Source organism: Cellulomonas sp. PhB143, from assembly GCF_003752595.1.
Classification (GTDB): domain Bacteria; phylum Actinomycetota; class Actinomycetes; order Actinomycetales; family Cellulomonadaceae; genus Paraoerskovia.
In genome coordinates this window covers 126,081-143,265 of the sequence record NZ_RKIJ01000010.1, presented here as the reverse complement: position 1 = coordinate 143,265, position 17,185 = coordinate 126,081, and the positions used below count along the sequence as shown (strand labels likewise).

Annotated in this window: 17 protein-coding genes; 3 read left to right on the top strand and 14 right to left on the bottom strand. The window is 74.8% G+C overall.

The genetic code is table 11. The features are described 5' to 3' along the window. Positions 1-1,779 (top strand): phospho-sugar mutase, encoded by a 1,779-nt coding sequence (locus tag EDF32_RS04720; protein ID WP_123307375.1) that lies wholly within the window; start codon positions 1-3, stop codon positions 1,777-1,779. Positions 1,780-1,876: 97 nt separating this feature from the next. Here the strand turns inward: EDF32_RS04720 and EDF32_RS04715 are convergent, their stop codons facing one another. The 14 genes from EDF32_RS04715 to EDF32_RS04650 all read right to left on the bottom strand — a co-directional run bounded on the left by EDF32_RS04715 (position 1,877) and on the right by EDF32_RS04650 (position 16,076). After that, entirely contained in the window at positions 1,877-2,719 is an 843-nt protein-coding gene (locus tag EDF32_RS04715; RefSeq protein ID WP_233565707.1) for a siderophore-interacting protein, read from the bottom strand. 5 nt (positions 2,720-2,724) lie between these two features. Further along, a complete protein-coding gene (gene deoC / locus EDF32_RS04710) occupies positions 2,725-3,444 on the bottom strand; it encodes a deoxyribose-phosphate aldolase (protein WP_123307374.1) in 720 nt (239 codons plus the stop codon). Beyond that, the gene (locus EDF32_RS04705; protein WP_123307373.1) at positions 3,441-4,538 is read right to left on the bottom strand and encodes an adenosine deaminase; all 1,098 of its coding nucleotides are present in this window, start codon (positions 4,536-4,538) and stop codon (positions 3,441-3,443) included. The genes deoC and EDF32_RS04705 overlap by 4 nt, the downstream gene beginning before the upstream one ends. Positions 4,539-4,548: 10 nt before the next feature. Beyond that, on the bottom strand, positions 4,549-5,388 hold the full coding sequence (locus EDF32_RS04700) for a hypothetical protein (RefSeq protein ID WP_148061565.1): 840 nt from the start codon (positions 5,386-5,388) through the stop codon (positions 4,549-4,551). A 37-nt stretch (positions 5,389-5,425) separates the two neighbouring features. Continuing rightward, positions 5,426-5,785, bottom strand: a complete 360-nt coding sequence (locus EDF32_RS04695; RefSeq protein WP_158614056.1) for a DUF202 domain-containing protein — start codon at positions 5,783-5,785, stop codon at positions 5,426-5,428. Beyond that, positions 5,782-6,270, bottom strand: a complete 489-nt coding sequence (locus EDF32_RS04690) for a YidH family protein (protein WP_123307370.1) — start codon at positions 6,268-6,270, stop codon at positions 5,782-5,784. Before EDF32_RS04690 ends, EDF32_RS04695 begins: the two co-directional genes overlap by 4 nt. Before the next feature lie 41 nt (positions 6,271-6,311). Next, a complete protein-coding gene (locus tag EDF32_RS04685) occupies positions 6,312-7,625 on the bottom strand; it encodes a thymidine phosphorylase (protein ID WP_123307369.1) in 1,314 nt (437 codons plus the stop codon). Continuing rightward, complete coding sequence (locus tag EDF32_RS04680; protein ID WP_255414241.1) at positions 7,622-8,083, bottom strand: cytidine deaminase; 462 nt, start codon at positions 8,081-8,083, stop codon at positions 7,622-7,624. Before EDF32_RS04680 ends, EDF32_RS04685 begins: the two co-directional genes overlap by 4 nt. 4 nt (positions 8,084-8,087) lie before the next feature. After that, on the bottom strand, positions 8,088-9,377 hold the full coding sequence (locus EDF32_RS04675; protein ID WP_123307368.1) for an ABC transporter permease: 1,290 nt from the start codon (positions 9,375-9,377) through the stop codon (positions 8,088-8,090). After that, complete coding sequence (locus tag EDF32_RS04670) at positions 9,374-10,624, bottom strand: ABC transporter permease (protein WP_123307367.1); 1,251 nt, start codon at positions 10,622-10,624, stop codon at positions 9,374-9,376. The genes EDF32_RS04675 and EDF32_RS04670 overlap by 4 nt, the downstream gene beginning before the upstream one ends. After that, positions 10,621-12,228, bottom strand: coding sequence for an ABC transporter ATP-binding protein (locus EDF32_RS04665; protein WP_123307366.1), 1,608 nt, complete (start codon positions 12,226-12,228; stop codon positions 10,621-10,623). Before EDF32_RS04665 ends, EDF32_RS04670 begins: the two co-directional genes overlap by 4 nt. Before the next feature lie 147 nt (positions 12,229-12,375). Further along, positions 12,376-13,467 (bottom strand): BMP family protein, encoded by a 1,092-nt coding sequence (locus tag EDF32_RS04660; RefSeq protein ID WP_158614055.1) that lies wholly within the window; start codon positions 13,465-13,467, stop codon positions 12,376-12,378. Between the two features lie 259 nt (positions 13,468-13,726). After that, positions 13,727-14,932, bottom strand: a complete 1,206-nt coding sequence (locus EDF32_RS04655; protein ID WP_123307365.1) for an amidohydrolase — start codon at positions 14,930-14,932, stop codon at positions 13,727-13,729. A gap of 22 nt (positions 14,933-14,954) precedes the next feature. Beyond that, positions 14,955-16,076, bottom strand: coding sequence for a mannose-1-phosphate guanylyltransferase (locus tag EDF32_RS04650; RefSeq protein WP_123307364.1), 1,122 nt, complete (start codon positions 16,074-16,076; stop codon positions 14,955-14,957). Between the two features lie 239 nt (positions 16,077-16,315). On the opposite strand from EDF32_RS04650, the gene sdhC reads away from it, so the two are divergent. Further along, positions 16,316-16,696: a succinate dehydrogenase, cytochrome b556 subunit gene (sdhC, locus tag EDF32_RS04645; RefSeq protein ID WP_123307643.1), complete on the top strand. Its 381-nt coding sequence runs from the start codon at positions 16,316-16,318 to the stop codon at positions 16,694-16,696. After that, positions 16,696-17,160, top strand: coding sequence for a succinate dehydrogenase hydrophobic membrane anchor subunit (locus EDF32_RS04640; protein ID WP_123307363.1), 465 nt, complete (start codon positions 16,696-16,698; stop codon positions 17,158-17,160). Before sdhC ends, EDF32_RS04640 begins: the two co-directional genes overlap by 1 nt. Positions 17,161-17,185: the final 25 nt, after the last annotated feature.

Genomic DNA, 17,185 nt, shown 5'->3' with positions numbered 1-17,185 from the left:
ATGACCGACCTCCGTACCCCGCAGGACCTGGACGCGCTGCTCGAGCGCGCCGACGCCTGGGCCGCCGCCGACCCGGACCCCCACGACCGCGCGGAGATCGAGGCGCTCGTCGCCCACGCACGGGGCACGGACCCGCGCGGCGAGGACGTCCGCCGCGCGGCACGGGAGGAGCTCGCCGACCGCTTCGCGGGCCCCCTCGAGTTCGGCACCGCCGGGCTGCGCGGCCGCATGGGCGCGGGCCCGCGCCGGATGAACCGGGCCGTCGTCGTGCGCGCCGCCGCGGGTCTCGGCGCGTACCTCGGCGACCGCGTGGGGGCGGGCGACGCCCCCCGCGTCGTCGTGGGGTACGACGCGCGGCACCGCTCGCACGACTTCGCGCTCGCCACCGCACAGGTGCTCACGGCGGCGGGCGCGCGCGTCGACCTGCTGCCGCAGGCCCTGCCCACCCCCGTCCTCGCGTTCGCGGTCCAGCACCTGGCCGCCGACGCCGGCGTGATGGTCACGGCGAGCCACAACCCCGCGCAGGACAACGGGTACAAGGTCTACCTCGGCGGCAGGGCCGTCGAGGAGTCGGGCCGCGGCGCCCAGATCGTCCCGCCGGCCGACACCGAGATCTCCGACCGGATCGCCGCGGCGCCGGGGGCCGACGACGTGCCGCGCGCCGACGACGGCTGGACGGTGCTCGGACCGGACGTGCTGCGCGCCTACCTCGACGCCGTCGGCCGGCGCGCCGAGGACGGCCCGCGCCGGCTGCGGATCGTCACGACCGCCCTGCACGGCGTCGGCGGCCGCGTGCTGCACGCCGCGCTGCGCGAGGCGGGGTTCGAGCACGTGGTCGCGGTCGAGGAGCAGCAGGAGCCGGACCCCGACTTCGGCTCGGTCGCCTTCCCCAACCCGGAGGAGCCCGGCGCCGTCGACATGGCGCTGGCGCTGGCGCAGGACTCCGCCGCGGACCTGGTGATCGCCAACGACCCGGACGCGGACCGCTGCGCGGTCGCCGTCCTCGACCCCTCGCGCGGCACGTACCAGGGCGCGGAGACCGCCCGGAGCAACGGCTGGCGCATGCTGCACGGCGACGAGGTCGGGGCGCTGCTCGGCGAGGACCTGGCCCGTCGCGCGGGTGCCGGCGGCGGCGTCCTCGCGAGCTCCGTCGTGTCCTCCCGGGTCCTCGCCCGCATCGCCGCCGCCCACGGGCTCGAGCACCGCACCACGCTGACCGGCTTCAAGTGGATCGCCCGCGTCGAGGGGCTCGTCTACGGCTACGAGGAGGCGCTCGGGTACTGCGTCGACCCGGCGACGGTCCGCGACAAGGACGGCATCAGCGCCGCCCTCGCGTTCGCGCAGCTCGCGGCGCGGCTGCACGCCGCGGGACGCACCGTCCTCGACGCCCTCGACGACCTCGCGCGGGCGCACGGCCTGCACGTGACCGACCAGGTCTCCGCACGGTTCGAGGACCTGGCCGAGATCGGCGAGACGATGGACCGCCTGCGCGCCGCGCCGCCCACGACGCTCGGCGGCGCCGAGGTCACGGAGGTCGCCGACCTCGCCGACGGGTACGCCGGGCTGCCGCCCACGGACGGCGTGCTGCTCGGCGTAGCGGACGGCACCCGGGTGATCGTCCGGCCGAGCGGCACCGAGCCCAAGGTCAAGTGCTACCTCGAGGTGGTGCTCCCCGTCGCCGCGGGCGCCACGCGCGCCGCCGTGACCGAGTCCCGCGCGCAGGCGCGCGAGCGCCTCGACCGGGTGGCCGACGACGTCCGGGCGGCGCTGGGTCTCTGACCGCCCCCACCGCCGAACGCGTCATCTGTCGGCCCATCGGCCCGGCTCGACCCACAGATGGCGCGCTCGGCGGTGGGTGCCGTGCACGTCACGTGCGTCAGGCCGGGCCCGCGAGCTCGGCGTCGTCCGCCGCGACGGCCTCGTTCCAGCCGCGCTTCTCGGTGCGCCAGGCCTCGTCGCTGCGACCCAGGCGCCAGTACCCCGACGCCGAGAGGTCGCCCGCGGCCAGGCCGGCCGCCCGCAGGGTGCGGCGCACGGACCGGACGGCGCCCGCCTCGCCGTGCAGGAAGACCTGCGGCGCCCCGCCGTGCTCGGCCTGCAGGGCGACGAGGTCGAGCGCCCCCGCCGCGGCGACCAGGCTCTGACCGGCGGGGGTCCCCGGACCCCGGTGGACCCACCGGACGTCCAGCCGGCCCGGCGAGGCGAGGGGCTGCTCCTCCGCGGGCGAGGCGACCTCGACCACGGCGAGGACCGGGACGCCACGCGGCACGGCCTCCGCGGCCGCGGCGATCGCCGGCAGCGCGGACTCGTCGCCGAGCAGCAGGTGCCACGGCGCCTCCGGCCGTGGCGCGTAGCCGCCGCCCGGTCCGCGGAACCGGACGGTGTCGCCCGGCCGCGCGGAGGCCGCCCACGCGGCCGCGATCCCGGCGTCGTCCCCGGTCCCGTGCACGACGACGTCGATCGTCATCTGCGAGGCCGCCGCGTCCCACGAGCGGACCGTGTAGGCCCGCACCGGCGGCCGTCCGTCGACCGCCCGCTCGGGGAACAGCAGCTTGACGTAGCGGTCGCTCGAGGCACCGACGTCGAGTCCCACCAGGTCGGGGCCGCCGAGCACGAGGCGCACCATGGCCGGGGTGAGCCGCTCGGCGCGGAGCACGGTCGCCTCGCGCGGCGGGGCGTCCTTCGCGCGACGCCGCTCGCCGGCCTCCGGTGCCGCCACGCCGCTCAGTACCCGCCGCCGGCGGTGCCCGAGCCGGGCGCGGGGGTCCTGTCGAAGCCGGCGAGCACGGCCGCCGTCCCCGACAGGCCGAGCCGCGTCGCGCCGTGCTCGATCATCGCGACGGCGTCGGCGAGCGTGCGCACGCCGCCGGACGCCTTGACGCCGAGGCGGCCGCCGACGGTCTCGGCCATGATCGCCACCGCGTGGGTGCTCGCGCCGCCGGCGGGGTGGAACCCCGTGGAGGTCTTGACGAAGTCGGCGCCCGCCGCCTGCGCCGCCCGGCAGGCCGCCACGATCTCGTGCTCGGTCAACGCGGCCGACTCGATGATCACCTTGAGCACGCGGGGCTCCGGGACGGCGGCCCGGACGGCCGCGACGTCGGCCTGGACGTGGTCCCACGCGCCCGCCTTCGCGGCGCCGAGGTCGATCACCATGTCCACCTCGTCCGCGCCCTGCGCGACCGAGAGCGCCGCCTCGGCGGCCTTGACCTCGCTGTGATGGGTGCCGGACGGGAAGCCGCACACCGTGGCGACGGCGAGCCCGCGCTCCCGGGTCGCGGCGGCGTCCAGCGGCAGCATCGACGGCGACACGCAGACGGAGAAGACGCCGAGGGCGACGCCCTCGGCGACCAGCGCCGCCACGTCGTCGGCCGTGGCCTCCGGCTTGAGCAGGGTGTGGTCGACGAACCGGGCCAGGCTCGCGCGGTCCAGGGGGGCGGTGCTCACAGCCGGGCCCCCTCGATCTGCTGGTAGCGCGGCAGGATCACGTCGTCGACGAGCGAGCGCCGCTCGTCGTGGTGGATGAACGCGCTCCACGCGGCGGTGATGGTGACGTCGGCGAGGTCGTCGACGGTCCAGCCGGCCTCGTGCACCAGGCGGGTCATCTCGTGGGTCATCGAGGTCCGCGACATCAGGCGGTTGTCGGTGTTGAGCGTCACCGCGAAGTCGAGCTCCTTGAGCCGCGTGATCTGGTGCTCCCGGATCGACGGCGCCAGGCCCGTCTGCAGGTTCGAGCACGGGCACAGCTCGAGGGGGATCTGGTGGTCGCGCACCCAGTGGGCGAGCCGGCCGAGCGTCGCGGTCCCGGACCCGGCGTCGAACGCGATGTCCTCGACGAGGCGCGCCCCGTGCCCGAGGCGGTCGGCCTGGCCCAGGTGCACGGCCTCGCGGATCGAGTCGGTCCCGGCCGCCTCGCCGGCGTGGATCGTCGTCGGGAAGTCGTTCTCGGCGAGGTAGCGCCACACCTCGGGGTGGCGCGACGGCGGGAACCCGTCCTCGGCGCCCGCGATGTCGAAGCCGACGACGCCGGCCTCGCGGTTCGCCACCGCGAGCTCGGCGATCTCCTGCCACCGGTCCGCGTGCCGCATCGCCGTGACGAGCTGGCCGACGCGGATGTCCCGGCCCTGCTCGGCCGCGAGCGCCGTCCCCTCCTCGATGCCGGCCTGCACGGCCTCGACGGTCTGCTGGAGCGTGAGCCCGCGGCGCAGGTGCTGCTCGGGCGCCCAGCGCTGCTCGGCGTACACCACGCCGTCGGCGGCCAGGTCGAGCACGGCCTCGCGGGCGACCCGGCGCAGCGCGTCCGCCGTCTGCATCACGGCGATCGTGTGCTCGAACGTCTCGAGATAGCGCACCAGCGAGCCCGAGTCGGCCGACTCCTCGAACCAGTCGGCGAGCGCCTCCGGGTCCTCGGCCGGGAGCGTGTGCCCGACGTCGGCGGCGAGCTCGACGAGGGTCTGGGGGCGCAGCCCGCCGTCGAGATGGTCGTGCAGGAGGACCTTGGGCAGCTCGGCGATGTGCGCCTCGAGCTCGGTGGGTGTCATGGGCGCAACGCTACCGTTCGGGGCCCCGCGGCGCGGCGGCCGCGCGGCCCGGCAGGAGGGCCCAGCAGAACCGCGTCCAGCCGCCGAGCGCGGGCCGGCGCGCCGCCCGGGCGGCCCGCCCCGGGACGCCCCTCCCCGGGAGGGCGGCGTCGGCCGGGAGCCGGTGGACCGCGCCCGACGACGGCTCGTAGACGTGCCAGACGTCGCCGCCGTCCGGCGGCCCCGCAGGGCCGGCGACCGCAGGACCGGCGACCGCAGGGTCGGCGACCGCAGGGCCGGCGACCGCGACGAGCAGGACGACGTGGCGCGGGACGGCGGTGGCCACCCCCGTGGCGAGGTCACCGCCCACGTACAGGGGTACGGGCGTCCCGGCGCGCGCCCGGGCCCCGGCGGCGGCGAGCACCCGCTGCCCCCGCGCCGTGGCGTCGTCGAGCAGCACGGAGCGGTACCGGGTCGCGTCGGGGCCCGCCCCGAACCGTGCGGCGCGGGCCGCGCCCCACGGCGGCGTGCCGAGGGCTCCGGGCCACGCGCGCCCGGCGCGGCGGCGGAGGACGACCTGGAGCGCGCGCCAGGCGTCCGGGCCGCCGTCGCGCACGTGCCGCGCCAGCACCGGGTCCCCCGCGAGCGCCAGCGCGCCGAGCACGGCGGGACCGCAGGAGGAGGCGTCGGCCTGGACGAGCCGCGCGGCGCCCAGCCGCACGGGCCACGGCCCCGCCGCCGTGCCGTCGAGGACGCCGGCGAACGGGCCCGTCCCGTGCCACGCCCGCTCGGCGGTGGCGGGCCCCGCGCCCGGCGGCCGGGGCGCCGTGAGCGGTGCCCGGCCGTCCCGGTCCGGCAGCAGGCGGGCCACCGAGGTGAGCATCAGGCCGCCCGGCCGCACCGCACCCTCACCCGTCGCCCTGCAGCATCGAGACGAGCGCCGCGGCCGTCCCCACCGCGCCGAGCGCGGAGACGAGGAGCACCATCCGCACGAGGAAGCGCCAGCTGCGCAGGTGCCCGTGGCTCGGCAGCCCGCCCTCGGGCAGCCGCAGCACGGAGGGCAGCATCGCGGCGATCGCGACCGCCGCGGCGGCGACGACGATGACCGGCTGGTCGAGCCGCAGCGCCGTGGCCCCGCACACGAGGGACCCCACGGTGACCGAGAGGATCGTGCGCTGCCACGCGAGCGCCGTGCGCTCGGGCTGCAGGCCGACGTCGCGCGAGGGGTGGGCGCGCGGCGCGTCGTCGCCCGCGCCCGCCGCGCTCACCATGCGGAGAAGACCGCGTAGACGCCCAGGCCGAGGCCGAACGCGACGACCCCGACGACGAGCACCGGCAGCGCGCGCGGCGAGGGCAGCGGACGGTCGAGGCGCAGCGCCTTCTCGTTGCGCTGCCAGCCCACCAGGGCCCAGACGCTCAGCCCGGCGCCCGCCACGCACGCGATCGCCGCGACGACGTCCAGGACCGCCGACAGGTCGGCGAAGGTCGCGAACGAGGTCAGCGCGATGCCCCCGGCGACGAGGCTCAGGCCCGTGCGCACCCAGGCCAGCGCGGTGCGCTCGTTGGCCAGGCTGAACCGGGCGTCCGGCTCCTGACCGACCCCGTAGACCGACCGCGGACGCCGCTCGTCCACCCACGCGGGCACCTGTCGCCCCGGGGGACCCTCCGGGGCGGGGGGCACGCCGTCGGTGTCGGGATCGGCGTCGCGCGCCGGCGTGCCGCCCGCGTCCGGGCGCTCGTGCTCGTCCACCATGTGCGCTCTCCGCTCCTGCCTCGTGCCGCGCGGGTCCAGCCTCAGCCTGCCCGATCCACCCGGTCGAGCACCACCGGGGCGGCGTCCGGCCGGATCCCCGGGTCCTCGGCGCCGAGGACGCTCCAGCCGCCCGCCAGCGCCTCGCGGGCGCGGGCGAACCGCTCGGGGGTGTCCGTGTGCAGCGTCAGCAGCGGCTGCCCGCGCCGGACGACGTCGCCCGGCTTCGCGTGCAGCTCGACGCCCGCCCCGGCCTGGACCGGGTCCTCCCGGCGAGCCCGGCCCGCGCCCAGGCGCCACGCGGCCACGCCGACGGCGTACGCGTCGAGGCTCGCCAACGTCCCGTCGGCGTCGGCGAGCACCTGCTCGCTCTCGCGCGCGACGGGCAGCGCCGCCGCGGGGTCTCCGCCCTGGGCGGCGATCATCCGGTTCCAGGCGTCCATCGCGCGGCCGTCCGCGAGCGCCGCCCGGACGTCGTCCTCGCCCTGGGGGCGCCCCGCGCCGTCGAGCATCTCCACCGCGAGCGCGACGGTGAGGTCGACCACGTCGGCCGGACCGCCGCCCGAGAGCACGTCCACCGACTCGCGCACCTCGAGGGCGTTGCCCGCGGTGAGCCCCAGCGGCGTGGACATGTCCGTGAGCAGGGCGACGGTGCGCACGCCGGCGTCGGTCCCGAGGTCGACCATCGTGCGGGCGAGCTCGCGCGCCTGGTCGAGCTCCTTCATGAACGCGCCGGAGCCGACCTTGACGTCGAGCACCAGCGCGCCCGTGCCCTCCGCGATCTTCTTGCTCATGATCGACGACGCGATGAGCGGGATCGCCTCGACGGTCCCGGTGACGTCGCGCAGCGCGTAGAGCTTGCGGTCCGCGGGCGCGAGCCCTGACCCGGCCTGGCAGACGACGGCGCCGACGTCGTCGAGCTGGGCGAGCATCTCCTCGGTGCTCAGGGCCGCGCGCCAGCCGGGCACGGACTCGAGCTTGTCGAGCGTGCCGCCGGTGTGCCCGAGCCCGCGGCCCGACAGCTGCGGCACCGCGACGCCGAACACGGCGACGAGCGGCGCCAGGGGCAGCGTGATCTTGTCGCCGACGCCCCCGGTCGAGTGCTTGTCCGCCGTCGGGCGCGAGAGCCCCGAGAAGTCCATCCGCTCCCCGGAGGCGATCATCGCCGCCGTCCAGCGGGAGATCTCCGCGCGGTCCATCCCGTTGAGCAGGATCGCCATGGCGAGCGCGGACATCTGCTCCTCCGCCACGGCACCGCGCGTGTAGGCGTCGACGACCCAGTCGATCTGGGCGTCGTCGAGGCGACCACGGTCGCGCTTGGTCCGGATGACGTCCACGGCGTCATGGGTCTCGGTCATGCTGTCCTCTCCTCGGGGCGGGCGTCGGCGTGCACGAGGTCGTCGGGGCCGAAGGCGTCGGGCAGCACCTCGGACATCGGCCGCGGACCGCGCGGCGTCTCCACCACGAGCCCCGGACCGCCGTGCTCCCACAGGAGCTGGCGGCAGCGGCCGCAGGGCATGACCACGCGACCGTCGCCCCCGACGCACGTGAACGCCACCAGGCGCCCGCCGCCGCCGGTGACCAGCGCGCTGACGAGCGAGCACTCGGCGCACAGGGTCACGCCGTACGCGGCGTTCTCCACGTTGCAGCCGACGACGACGCGGCCGTCGTCGACGAGCGCGGCGGCGCCCACCCGGTAGCGGGAGTAGGGCGCGTACGCGCGGCCCATGACCTCCACGGCGCGGGCACGCAGCGCGTCCCAGCCGACGTTGGGGCCGTCGTCCCGCGTGCCGGGACCCTCGTGCGCGTCACCCACGCCGTCAGCCCTTCTCGTAGGGCTCGCCGGCCGCGGCCGGACCGCGCACGCGCCCGACGAGGCCGGCGACCGCGAAGATCGTCACGATGTACGGCAGCATCAGCATGAACTGGTTGGGGATCGGCGTCTGCAGGACGCCGAGCACCTGCTGCAGCTTGTCCGCGAACCCGAACAGCAGCGCCGCGGTGAGCGCGCCCACCGGGGACCAGCGCCCGAGGATCATCGCCGCCAGGGCGATGTACCCCTTGCCGGCGGTCATCTCCTCGCCGAACGCCCCGACGGAGCCGATGGTGAAGAACGCCCCGCCGAGACCCGCGACCGCGGAGCCGAGCAGCACGTTGTGCCAGCGCGTGCGCTCGACGTCGATCCCGACGGTGTCGGCCGCCTGCGGGTACTCCCCCACGGCCCGCACACGCAGGCCCCACCGGGTGCGGAACAGCGCCACCGAGACCACGACGACCGCGACGTAGAGCAGGTAGACGATGATCGTCTGGCGGAACAGGACCGGGCCGAGGACCGGGATCTGCGACAGGCCGGGCACCGGCAGCACCTCGAGGCGCGGCGGCGAGTTGAGCCGCGCCGCGTCCTCCTTGAGCACGGAGCCGTACAGGAAGCTCGTCAGGCCGACGGCGAAGACGTTGAGCACGACGCCGACGATGATCTGGTTGACGTGGTACTTCACGGTGAACAGGGCGAGCATCGCCCCGATGACGAGCGCGAAGACGGGCGCCGCCACCAGGCCGACGTACGCGTTGCCGGTCACGGAGCCGATGACGGCGGCGCCGAAGGCCCCCGTGAGGAGCTGGCCCTCGATCGCGATGTTCACGACACCGGCGCGCTCGTTGAGCAGGCCGCCGAGGGCGCCGAAGGCGAGCGGGACGGCGAGCAGGAGCGAGCCCTGGAGCAGGCTCACGAGCGAGGTCGACTTGCCCGCGACGGCCCACGTGAGGAACGCGAGCACCCACACGACACCGAACACGGTCACCAGCCAGACGGGGACCTCGCGGGACGCGCGGGCGACGACCGCCGAGTACGCGGCCAGCAGCAGCGCCACGACCGAGAGCACGACCGCCGTCGCACGCGACGGGAGCTCGAGCGGGTCGATGCGCACGAGGTCCGAGGCACCCGAGACGCCGAACGTCGTCGTCTCGCCCGCGGGGCCGAGGAGGCCGAACAGGACGAGCGCGGCGAGGCCCAGCACGCCGAGCGCGACCGGGACCTTGTAGGACACGGTGCGCCCGACGACCGCTGCGGACGGTGCGGGACGCGCGGGGGCGACGTCGGTGGCGGTCATGCCGCGACCTCCTTCGTCTCGGGGGACGGCAGCCGGAAGACGGCCCGCACCAGGGGCGGGGCCGCGATGAAGAGCACGACGAGGGACTGGATGACCAGGACGATGTCGATGGGCGTGCCGGTGGAGACCTCCATGACCCGGCCGCCGACGTTCAGGCCGCCGTACAGCAGGCCGGCCAGGAAGATGCCGAGCGGCTTCGACCGGCCGAGCAGCGCGACCGTGATCGCGTCGAAGCCCAGCGTGCCCGCGATGCCGTCGGTGAGGAACTTCTCCGTGCCGAGCACCTGCGTCGCCCCGGCGAGCCCGGCGAGCGCACCGGAGACGACCATGACGAGCACGAACGTGGCGGTGACGCTCATGCCGGCGGTGCGCGCCGCGTGGGCGTTGGAGCCGACGGCGCGGAACCGGAACCCGATCGTCGAGCGGGTCATCAGCCACCAGACGAACACGGCGGCCAGGATCGCGAGGAGGAAGCCCGCGTTGAGGCGGAACTGGTCACCCAGGAGCAACGGCAGCTGGGCGGAAGGGTCGACGCTCCGGCTCTTGGGCTGGTTGCCGGTGCTGAACAGCGAGGTCGTGAGCAGGTACTGCAGCAGGTAGAGCGCGACGTAGTTGAGCATGATCGTGACGATCACCTCGTGTGCCCCCGTGCGCGCCTTGAGGAACCCGGCGATGCCCGCCCACAGCCCGCCCGCGACGACCCCGCCGAGCAGCGCCACGACGAGGTGGATCCCGACCGGCAGGTGCCAGGCGAACCCGACGAGCCCGGAGACCGTCGCGCCCATGATCACCTGGCCCTGGGCGCCGATGTTGAACAGCCCGGCGCGGAACCCGACGGCCACGCCGAGCGCGGCGATGATCAGCGGGGTCGCGGCCGTGAGCGTCTCGGTCAGGGGGTGGATGACGCCGGCGAGATCGTCCGCCCGGTAGTTGATCACGGCGCCGCGGAAGAGCGCGGAGTAGGCGTCGGCGACGGCGCTCCACGCGGCGGAGAAGAAGTCGGCCGGCCGCGCGAACAGATAGCCCGCCGCGGCCGCGACGTCGTCGTCCACCGCGATGATCAGGACCGCGCCGATGACCAGGGCGAGGACGAACGCGAGCACCGTGACGCCGAGGCTGCCCGTGCTGACCTCGCGCAGCACCTGGGACGCGCGCCCGCCCGTGCCCGCCGTGTGCTCCGCGGGGTCCGCAGAGCGGGTCGGTACCGGCGCCGCCGCCCCGGGGGGCGGGGCCTGCTGCTCGCTCACTGCTCGTCTCCTGTCGCGCTCGTGCTGGTCGTGCCGGTGTCGACCGGGGTCCCGGGCGCCCCGTCCTCGGGCTCCGCGTCCTCGCGTGCCTGCTCGCGCGCCTCCTCCAGCGGGACGCCCGCCATCATCAGGCCCAGCACGGAGCGCGGGGTGTCCCCCGCGACGATGCCGACGATCCGGCCCTCGTACATGACCGCGATCCGGTCGGCGAGCTCGGCCACCTCGTCGAGCTCGGTGGACACGATGATCACCGGGGTGCCGGCGTCGCGCTCGGCGACGATGCGCCGGTGCAGGAACTCGATCGACCCGACGTCCACGCCGCGGGTCGGCTGGCTCGCGATGAACAGCTTCAGCGGGCGCGACAGCTCGCGCGCCACGACGACCTTCTGCTGGTTGCCGCCCGAGAGCCGCCCGACCTCCTGGCCGTGGCCCTGCGTGCGGATGTCGTACTCGGCGATCCGCTCCTGGGCGTTGCGCCGCAGCGCCTTGAGGTCGAGCCCGACGCCCCGCGCGAACGGCGCGGTGTCGTACCGGTCGAGCACGAGGTTCTCGCCGACCGTGAAGTCGAGGACGAGGCCCTCCACCTTGCGGTCCTCGGGGACGAAGCCCAGCCCGGCGGCGAGGATGTCGTGCGGCGACATGCCGACCAGCTCGCGGCCCGCGAGGGTCACCGAGCCGGCGTCGGCGGGCAGCACGCCGAGGATCGCCTCGGTGAGCTCCGTCTGGCCGTTCCCCTGGACGCCGGCGACCGCGAGGATCTCGCCCTGCGCGACGGAGAACGAGACGCCGTCGACCGCCGTGTGCCCGGTGCTGTCCCGGACGGTCAGGCCCTCGACGACGAAGGTGACGTCCCCGAGGGTGGGCGGCGCCTTGTCGAGGCCGAGCGAGACCTCCCGCCCCACCATGAGCTCGGCGAGCTGGTTCTCGGAGGCGTCCGGCTGCGCCGAGCCCACGACGGCACCGCGGCGGATCACGGTGATCGTGTCGGCGACCTCCTTGACCTCGCGGAGCTTGTGGGTGATGAAGACGATCGACGTCCCGGCGTCCTTGAGCTGGCGCATGATGCCGATCAGGTCGTCGGTCTCCTGCGGGGTCAGTACGGCGGTCGGCTCGTCCAGGATGAGCACCTTCGCCTCGCGCGCGAGCGCCTTGACGATCTCCACGCGCTGCTGGACGCCGACGGGCAGGTCCTCGACGACGGCGTCGGGGTCGAGGCCGAACCCGAACCGGTCGGACAGCTCGCGCACGCGCCGGCGCGCGGTGTCGAGGTCGAGGAAGCCGCCGCCGCGGGTGTCCTCGTGACCGAGCATGACGCTCTCGGCCACCGTGAAGACGGGGACGAGCATGAAGTGCTGGTGCACCATCCCGATCCCGGCGGCGAGCGCGTCGCGCGGGCCGCGGAACGTGCGCTCCTGCCCGTCGAGGAGGATCGTGCCCTCGTCCGCCGTGTACAGGCCGAAGAGGACGTTCATCAGCGTGCTCTTGCCGGCGCCGTTCTCGCCGAGCAGGGCGTGGATCTGGCCGGGCTCGACGACGAGGTCGATCGCGTCGTTCGCCACGAGCGGTCCGAACCTCTTCGTGATCCCCTGCAGTTCGAGCTTCACGCACGATCTCCTTCCGGGCGCAGGCCTGCTGGCCCGACCCTAGACCGACGCGACCGAGCCGACCCGGCGAGGGGCCGGGTCGGCTCGGTCGTCGTCCTGGGCACCGACGGAGCGTCGCCCGGCCGGGTCACGGCCGGGCGACCGGACTCACTTCGGGGCGTTCTCCGACTCGACGGTGATGGTGCCGTCGATGATGTCCTTCTTGAGCTTCTCGACCTCGTCCTTCAGGTCCTGCGGGACCTTCGAGTCGAAGTCGTGGTACGGCGCGAGGCCGACGCCCTCGTTCTCCAGCGTGCCGACGTACGGCGTGGAGTCGAACTTGTCGTTCGCCGCACCGGTGATGACGTCGTCCACCGCGGGGCCGATCTGCTTCATGACCGAGGTCATGATCAGGTCGGCCGCGTCCGGGTTGGTCGCGGCGCCGTCGGAGTCGACCCAGATGACCGAGACGTCCTTGGCGTCCTTGGCGGCCGCGAGCGTGCCGAGACCGACCGGGCCCGCCACCGGCAGGATGATGTCCGCGCCCTGGTCGATGAACGTCTGCGTGAGCTGCTGGCCGGCGGACTGGTCGTCGAAGGTGCCCGCGAAGGAGCCGTTCTGCTTCGCCTTGTCCCAGCCGAGGACCTTGACGTCCTTGCCCTTGTCCTCGTCGTACTTCGCGACGCCGTCGACGAACCCGTCCATGAAGACCGTGACGGACGGGATCTGCAGGCCGCCGTAGGTGGCGACGGTGCCGGTCTTGCTCATCCCGGCGGCCAGGTAGCCGGCGAGGTAGGCGGCCTGGGCCGTGTCGAAGCTGATCGGCTTGACGTTGTCCATCTCGACGGGGTTGCCGTCCGCGTCCTGGGCGGTCGAGTCGACGATGCCGAACTCGACGTCCGGGTTGGCCTTCGCCGCGTCGCCCGTGGCGGTCGCGAGCAGGAAGCCGACCGTGACGATCATGTTGCAGTCCTGCTGAACCAAGTTGTCGATGTTCGGCGCGAAGTCGGAGTTCGACTGCGACTCCGCCGTCGCGACCTGGATGCCGAGCTCGTCCTTCGCGTCCTGCAGGCCGTTGTACCCGGACTCGTTGAACGACTTGTCGTCGAAGCCGCCGGCGTCGGAGACCATGCAGGCCTTGAAGTCGCTGCCCGCCGCCGCGGAGCCGCTCGCCGACGGCTCGTCGGGGGCCGAGCCGCACGCGGTGAGCGCGAGGGTTGAGAGTGCTGCGAGCGCGGTGACCTTGGTCGCTCTCTTCACGTGATGCTCCTGTCGTGGTGGGTGTCCCGGCCGCCCGGCGCTGCCGCGTCGTCCGCACGCACCGTCGCCGTGCAGGACTGGTGGAGGACGCGTGGAGGGCAGCGGCCCGGTGGCCTGTTGGAGCACAGTAGCCACGGCGCACACCCCCGCAGGTTACGCAGCGGTAACCGTCCCGATTCGTTACGCAAGCGTCATCGTTCGTCTCGCGCCCGGGCGATGCCCGTCCATCTGGTGGGACGCCCTGGTCGGGGACCCGGGATCAGCCCAGCGCGACCCGCGCCAGCACCTGCACGCCGACGTCGATCGCGCGCTCGTCGACGCGCAGGTCGCCCTGGTGGATGTCGTACGACCGGCCGCCGGGCGTGCGCGTCCCGAGCCGCGCGAGGGAGCCGGGTCGCTCGGTCAGGTACCACGCGAAGTCCTCCCCGCCGAGCGACTGCTCGGTCAGCACGACGGCGTCCGGCCCGACGACGTCGCGCACCGCCGCCTCGAGGCGCCCGGTCGGCTCCTCGTGGTTCTCGACCGGCGGCACGCCGCGCTCGTGGTGCACGGCGACCTCGACCCCGTACGGGGCCGCGACCATCTCGACGGAGTCGTGCAGGACCTGCGCGGCGAGCTCCCACGCGCGGGCGTCCAGGCAGCGCAGCGTGCCGCGGGCCGTCCCCGTGCTCGGGATGGCGTTCGGCGTGCTGCCCGCCTGCACGGCGCCCCACGTGAGGTTGACCCCCGAGCGCGGGTCGAGCCGCCGCCCGAGCACCGCCGGCACCTGCGTGACCACCTGGGCGAGCGCGTAGACCAGGTCGCCGGTCAGGTGCGGGCGGGAGGTGTGCCCGCCGTCGGAGCTGAGCGAGACCGTGACGACGTCGCTGGCCGAGGTGATCGGCCCGATGCGCGTGCCGACGCGGCCCACGTCGATCTTCGGGTCGCAGTGCAGCGCGAAGATCTCGCCGACGCCGTCGAGCGCGCCGGCCGCGATCGTGTCGAGCGCGCCGCCCGGCATGACCTCCTCCGCCGGCTGGAACACGAGGCGCACGCCGCGCGGCAGCTCGCCGTCCGCCGCGAGCTCCGCGAGCACGAGGCCCGCGCCGAGCACGACCGTCGTGTGCACGTCGTGCCCGCAGGCGTGCGCGACGCCGGGCACGGTCGAGGAGAACGGCAGGCCGCACGAGTCCTCGAGCGGCAGCGCGTCGAGGTCGGCGCGCAGCGCGACCCGGTCCGCGCCGGGCGCGCTCTCGCCGATGTCGCAGACCAGCCCGGTGCGCGGCAGCAGGCGCGGCTCGAGGCCGGCGGCGCGCAGCCGCTCGGCGACCAGCGCCGTGGTGCGGGTCTCGGTGTGGGCGGTCTCCGGGTGCGCGTGGATGTCCCGGCGGATCTCGACGAGCTCGTCGTGCAGCGTCGCCACGAGGCCCTCGATCCGCGCGGCGAGGCTGGACCGGGGCGGGGTGCGGACGGTGCGGGTGGTCACGCCCCGAGGGTATCCCCGGCGCTCAGGCCAGCTCGTCGAGGCCGATCTCGCGCAGCGTGTCGACCATGCGCTTGACCTGCTGCGCGCGGGCCCGCGTCGTCACGAGCAGGGCGTCGGGCGTGTCGACCACGACGACGTCGTCCAGGCCCAGGACGGCGACCACGCGGTCGCCCGGGACGACGACGGACCCGGCGCTGTCCAGCCGCACGACCGAGGACTCGTCGCCGAGCACCTTGGAGCCCGCGCCGTCGACGGACGGCAGCAGCGCCGCGAGGGAGTTGAAGTCGCCCACGTCGTCCCAGCCGAAGGCGCCGGGGACGACGGCGACGCCGCCGGCCGCGGCGACCGGCTCGGCGACCGCGTGGTCGATGGCGACCCGCTCGAGCCCCGGCCAGACCCGCGCGACGACCTCGGCGCGGTCCGGACCGTCCCAGGCGCGTGCCACCTCGCGCAGGCCGTCGTGCAGGGCCGGGCGCTCGCGCGCGAGATGGTCGAGCAGCACGGACGTGCGCGTGATGAAGATGCCCGCGTTCCAGCGGTAGCGCCCGGTCGCCAGGTAGGCGCGCGCGGTCTCGGCGTCGGGCTTCTCCGTGAAGCCCTCGGCGTGCAGCGCCGTGGGGGCGCCCGTGATGCCGAGGCCCGCGCCGCTGCGCACGTAGCCGAACGCGGTGGACGGGCGCGACGCCGCGATGCCGATGGTGGCGACGTAGCCGGCACGGGCTGCCTCCACCCCCTCGCGCACGGCCTGCTCGAACGAGTCCTGCCCCGAGATCACCTGGTCCGCCGCGAACGAGCCGACGACGACGTCCCCGTGCCGCTCGGCCAGCACGGCCGCGGCGAGACCGATCGCGGCCATCGAGTCGCGCGGCGAGGGCTCGGCGAGGACGGCGTCCGCGGCGAGGTCCGGCAGCTGCTCCCGGGCGGCGGCGACGTGCCCCTCGCCCGTGACGAGGACGACGCCGCCCGGCCCGGCGAGACCGACCAGCCGGTCGTACGTGCCCTGCAGGAGCGAGCGTCCGGTGCCCGTCAGGTCGAGCAGGAACTTCGGTGCCGCCCGGCGCGAGAGCGGCCACAGCCGGGTCCCCGCGCCGCCGGCCGGCACCACGGCGTAGAAGTCGTCGACGGGCTCGCGCGGGGTGTCCATGAGCGTGATCCTACTGAGCCGCGGACCGTGTGGGATGAGTCACGATCCGGGCGCGATACCGCGTCCCACGGCATCTCGGGTGCCTGCCGACCCGATCCGGTCATTACAGTGTCTCCAGAGAACGGACACCGTGGTTCCTCACCACGCCGCGCCCGGCCCGGTCCCCAGGACCGGGGATGCGCCACGCGGTCGGGGAACGCCACGACGTCGCACCGGATCCCGTCACAGGAGGCCACACCGTGCCGAGTGCACCTGCTGGCACGTTGTACCGCGGCCGCGAAGGCATGTGGTCGTGGGTCGCGCACCGCGTGACCGGCGTGCTCATCTTCTTCTTCCTGCTCGTCCACGTGCTCGACACCGCACTGGTGCGCGTGTCGCCCGAGGCGTACAACGCCGTGATCGGCACGTATCAGACGCCGATCATGGGCCTCGGGGAGATCGGCCTCGTCGCCGCGATCGTCTTCCACGCCTTCAACGGCGTCCGCATCATCCTCGTCGACTTCTGGGCCAAGGGGCCCAAGTACCAGCGCACGATGCTCTGGGTCGTCGTCGGGCTCTTCGTCGTGACGATGGCCGGGTTCCTGCCGCGCCAGCTCATGCACGTCTTCGGGGGGAACTGATGGCCGCCACCGTCCCGGACCTTGCCGCGCCGCGCGACCCGTACGCGCGCCGCAAGACGACGCGCTCGAACTACGAGCTGTACGGCTGGATCTTCATGCGGGCCTCCGGCGCGCTGCTGATCGTCCTGATCTTCGCCCACCTGTGGGTCAACCTCGTCTCGGGCGAGGGCGTCAACGCGATCGACTTCGGCTTCGTCGGCGGCAAGTGGGCCAACCCGGTCTGGCAGGTCTGGGACCTGGTCATGCTCTGGCTCGCGATGATCCACGGCACCAACGGCGTGCGCACGATCATCAACGACTACGCCGAGCGCGACCGCACCCGCCTCGTGCTCAAGCTCTTCCTCTACCTCGCGTTCACGGTGGTGGTGGTGCTGGGCACCCTGGTGATCTTCACGTTCGACCCGTGCCCGACCGACGCGGCGGCGGACCTGCTGCCCTCGTTCTGCAGCTCTCTGCCGGGCTGACCGGTCTGCCGGGCCGACCGGCACC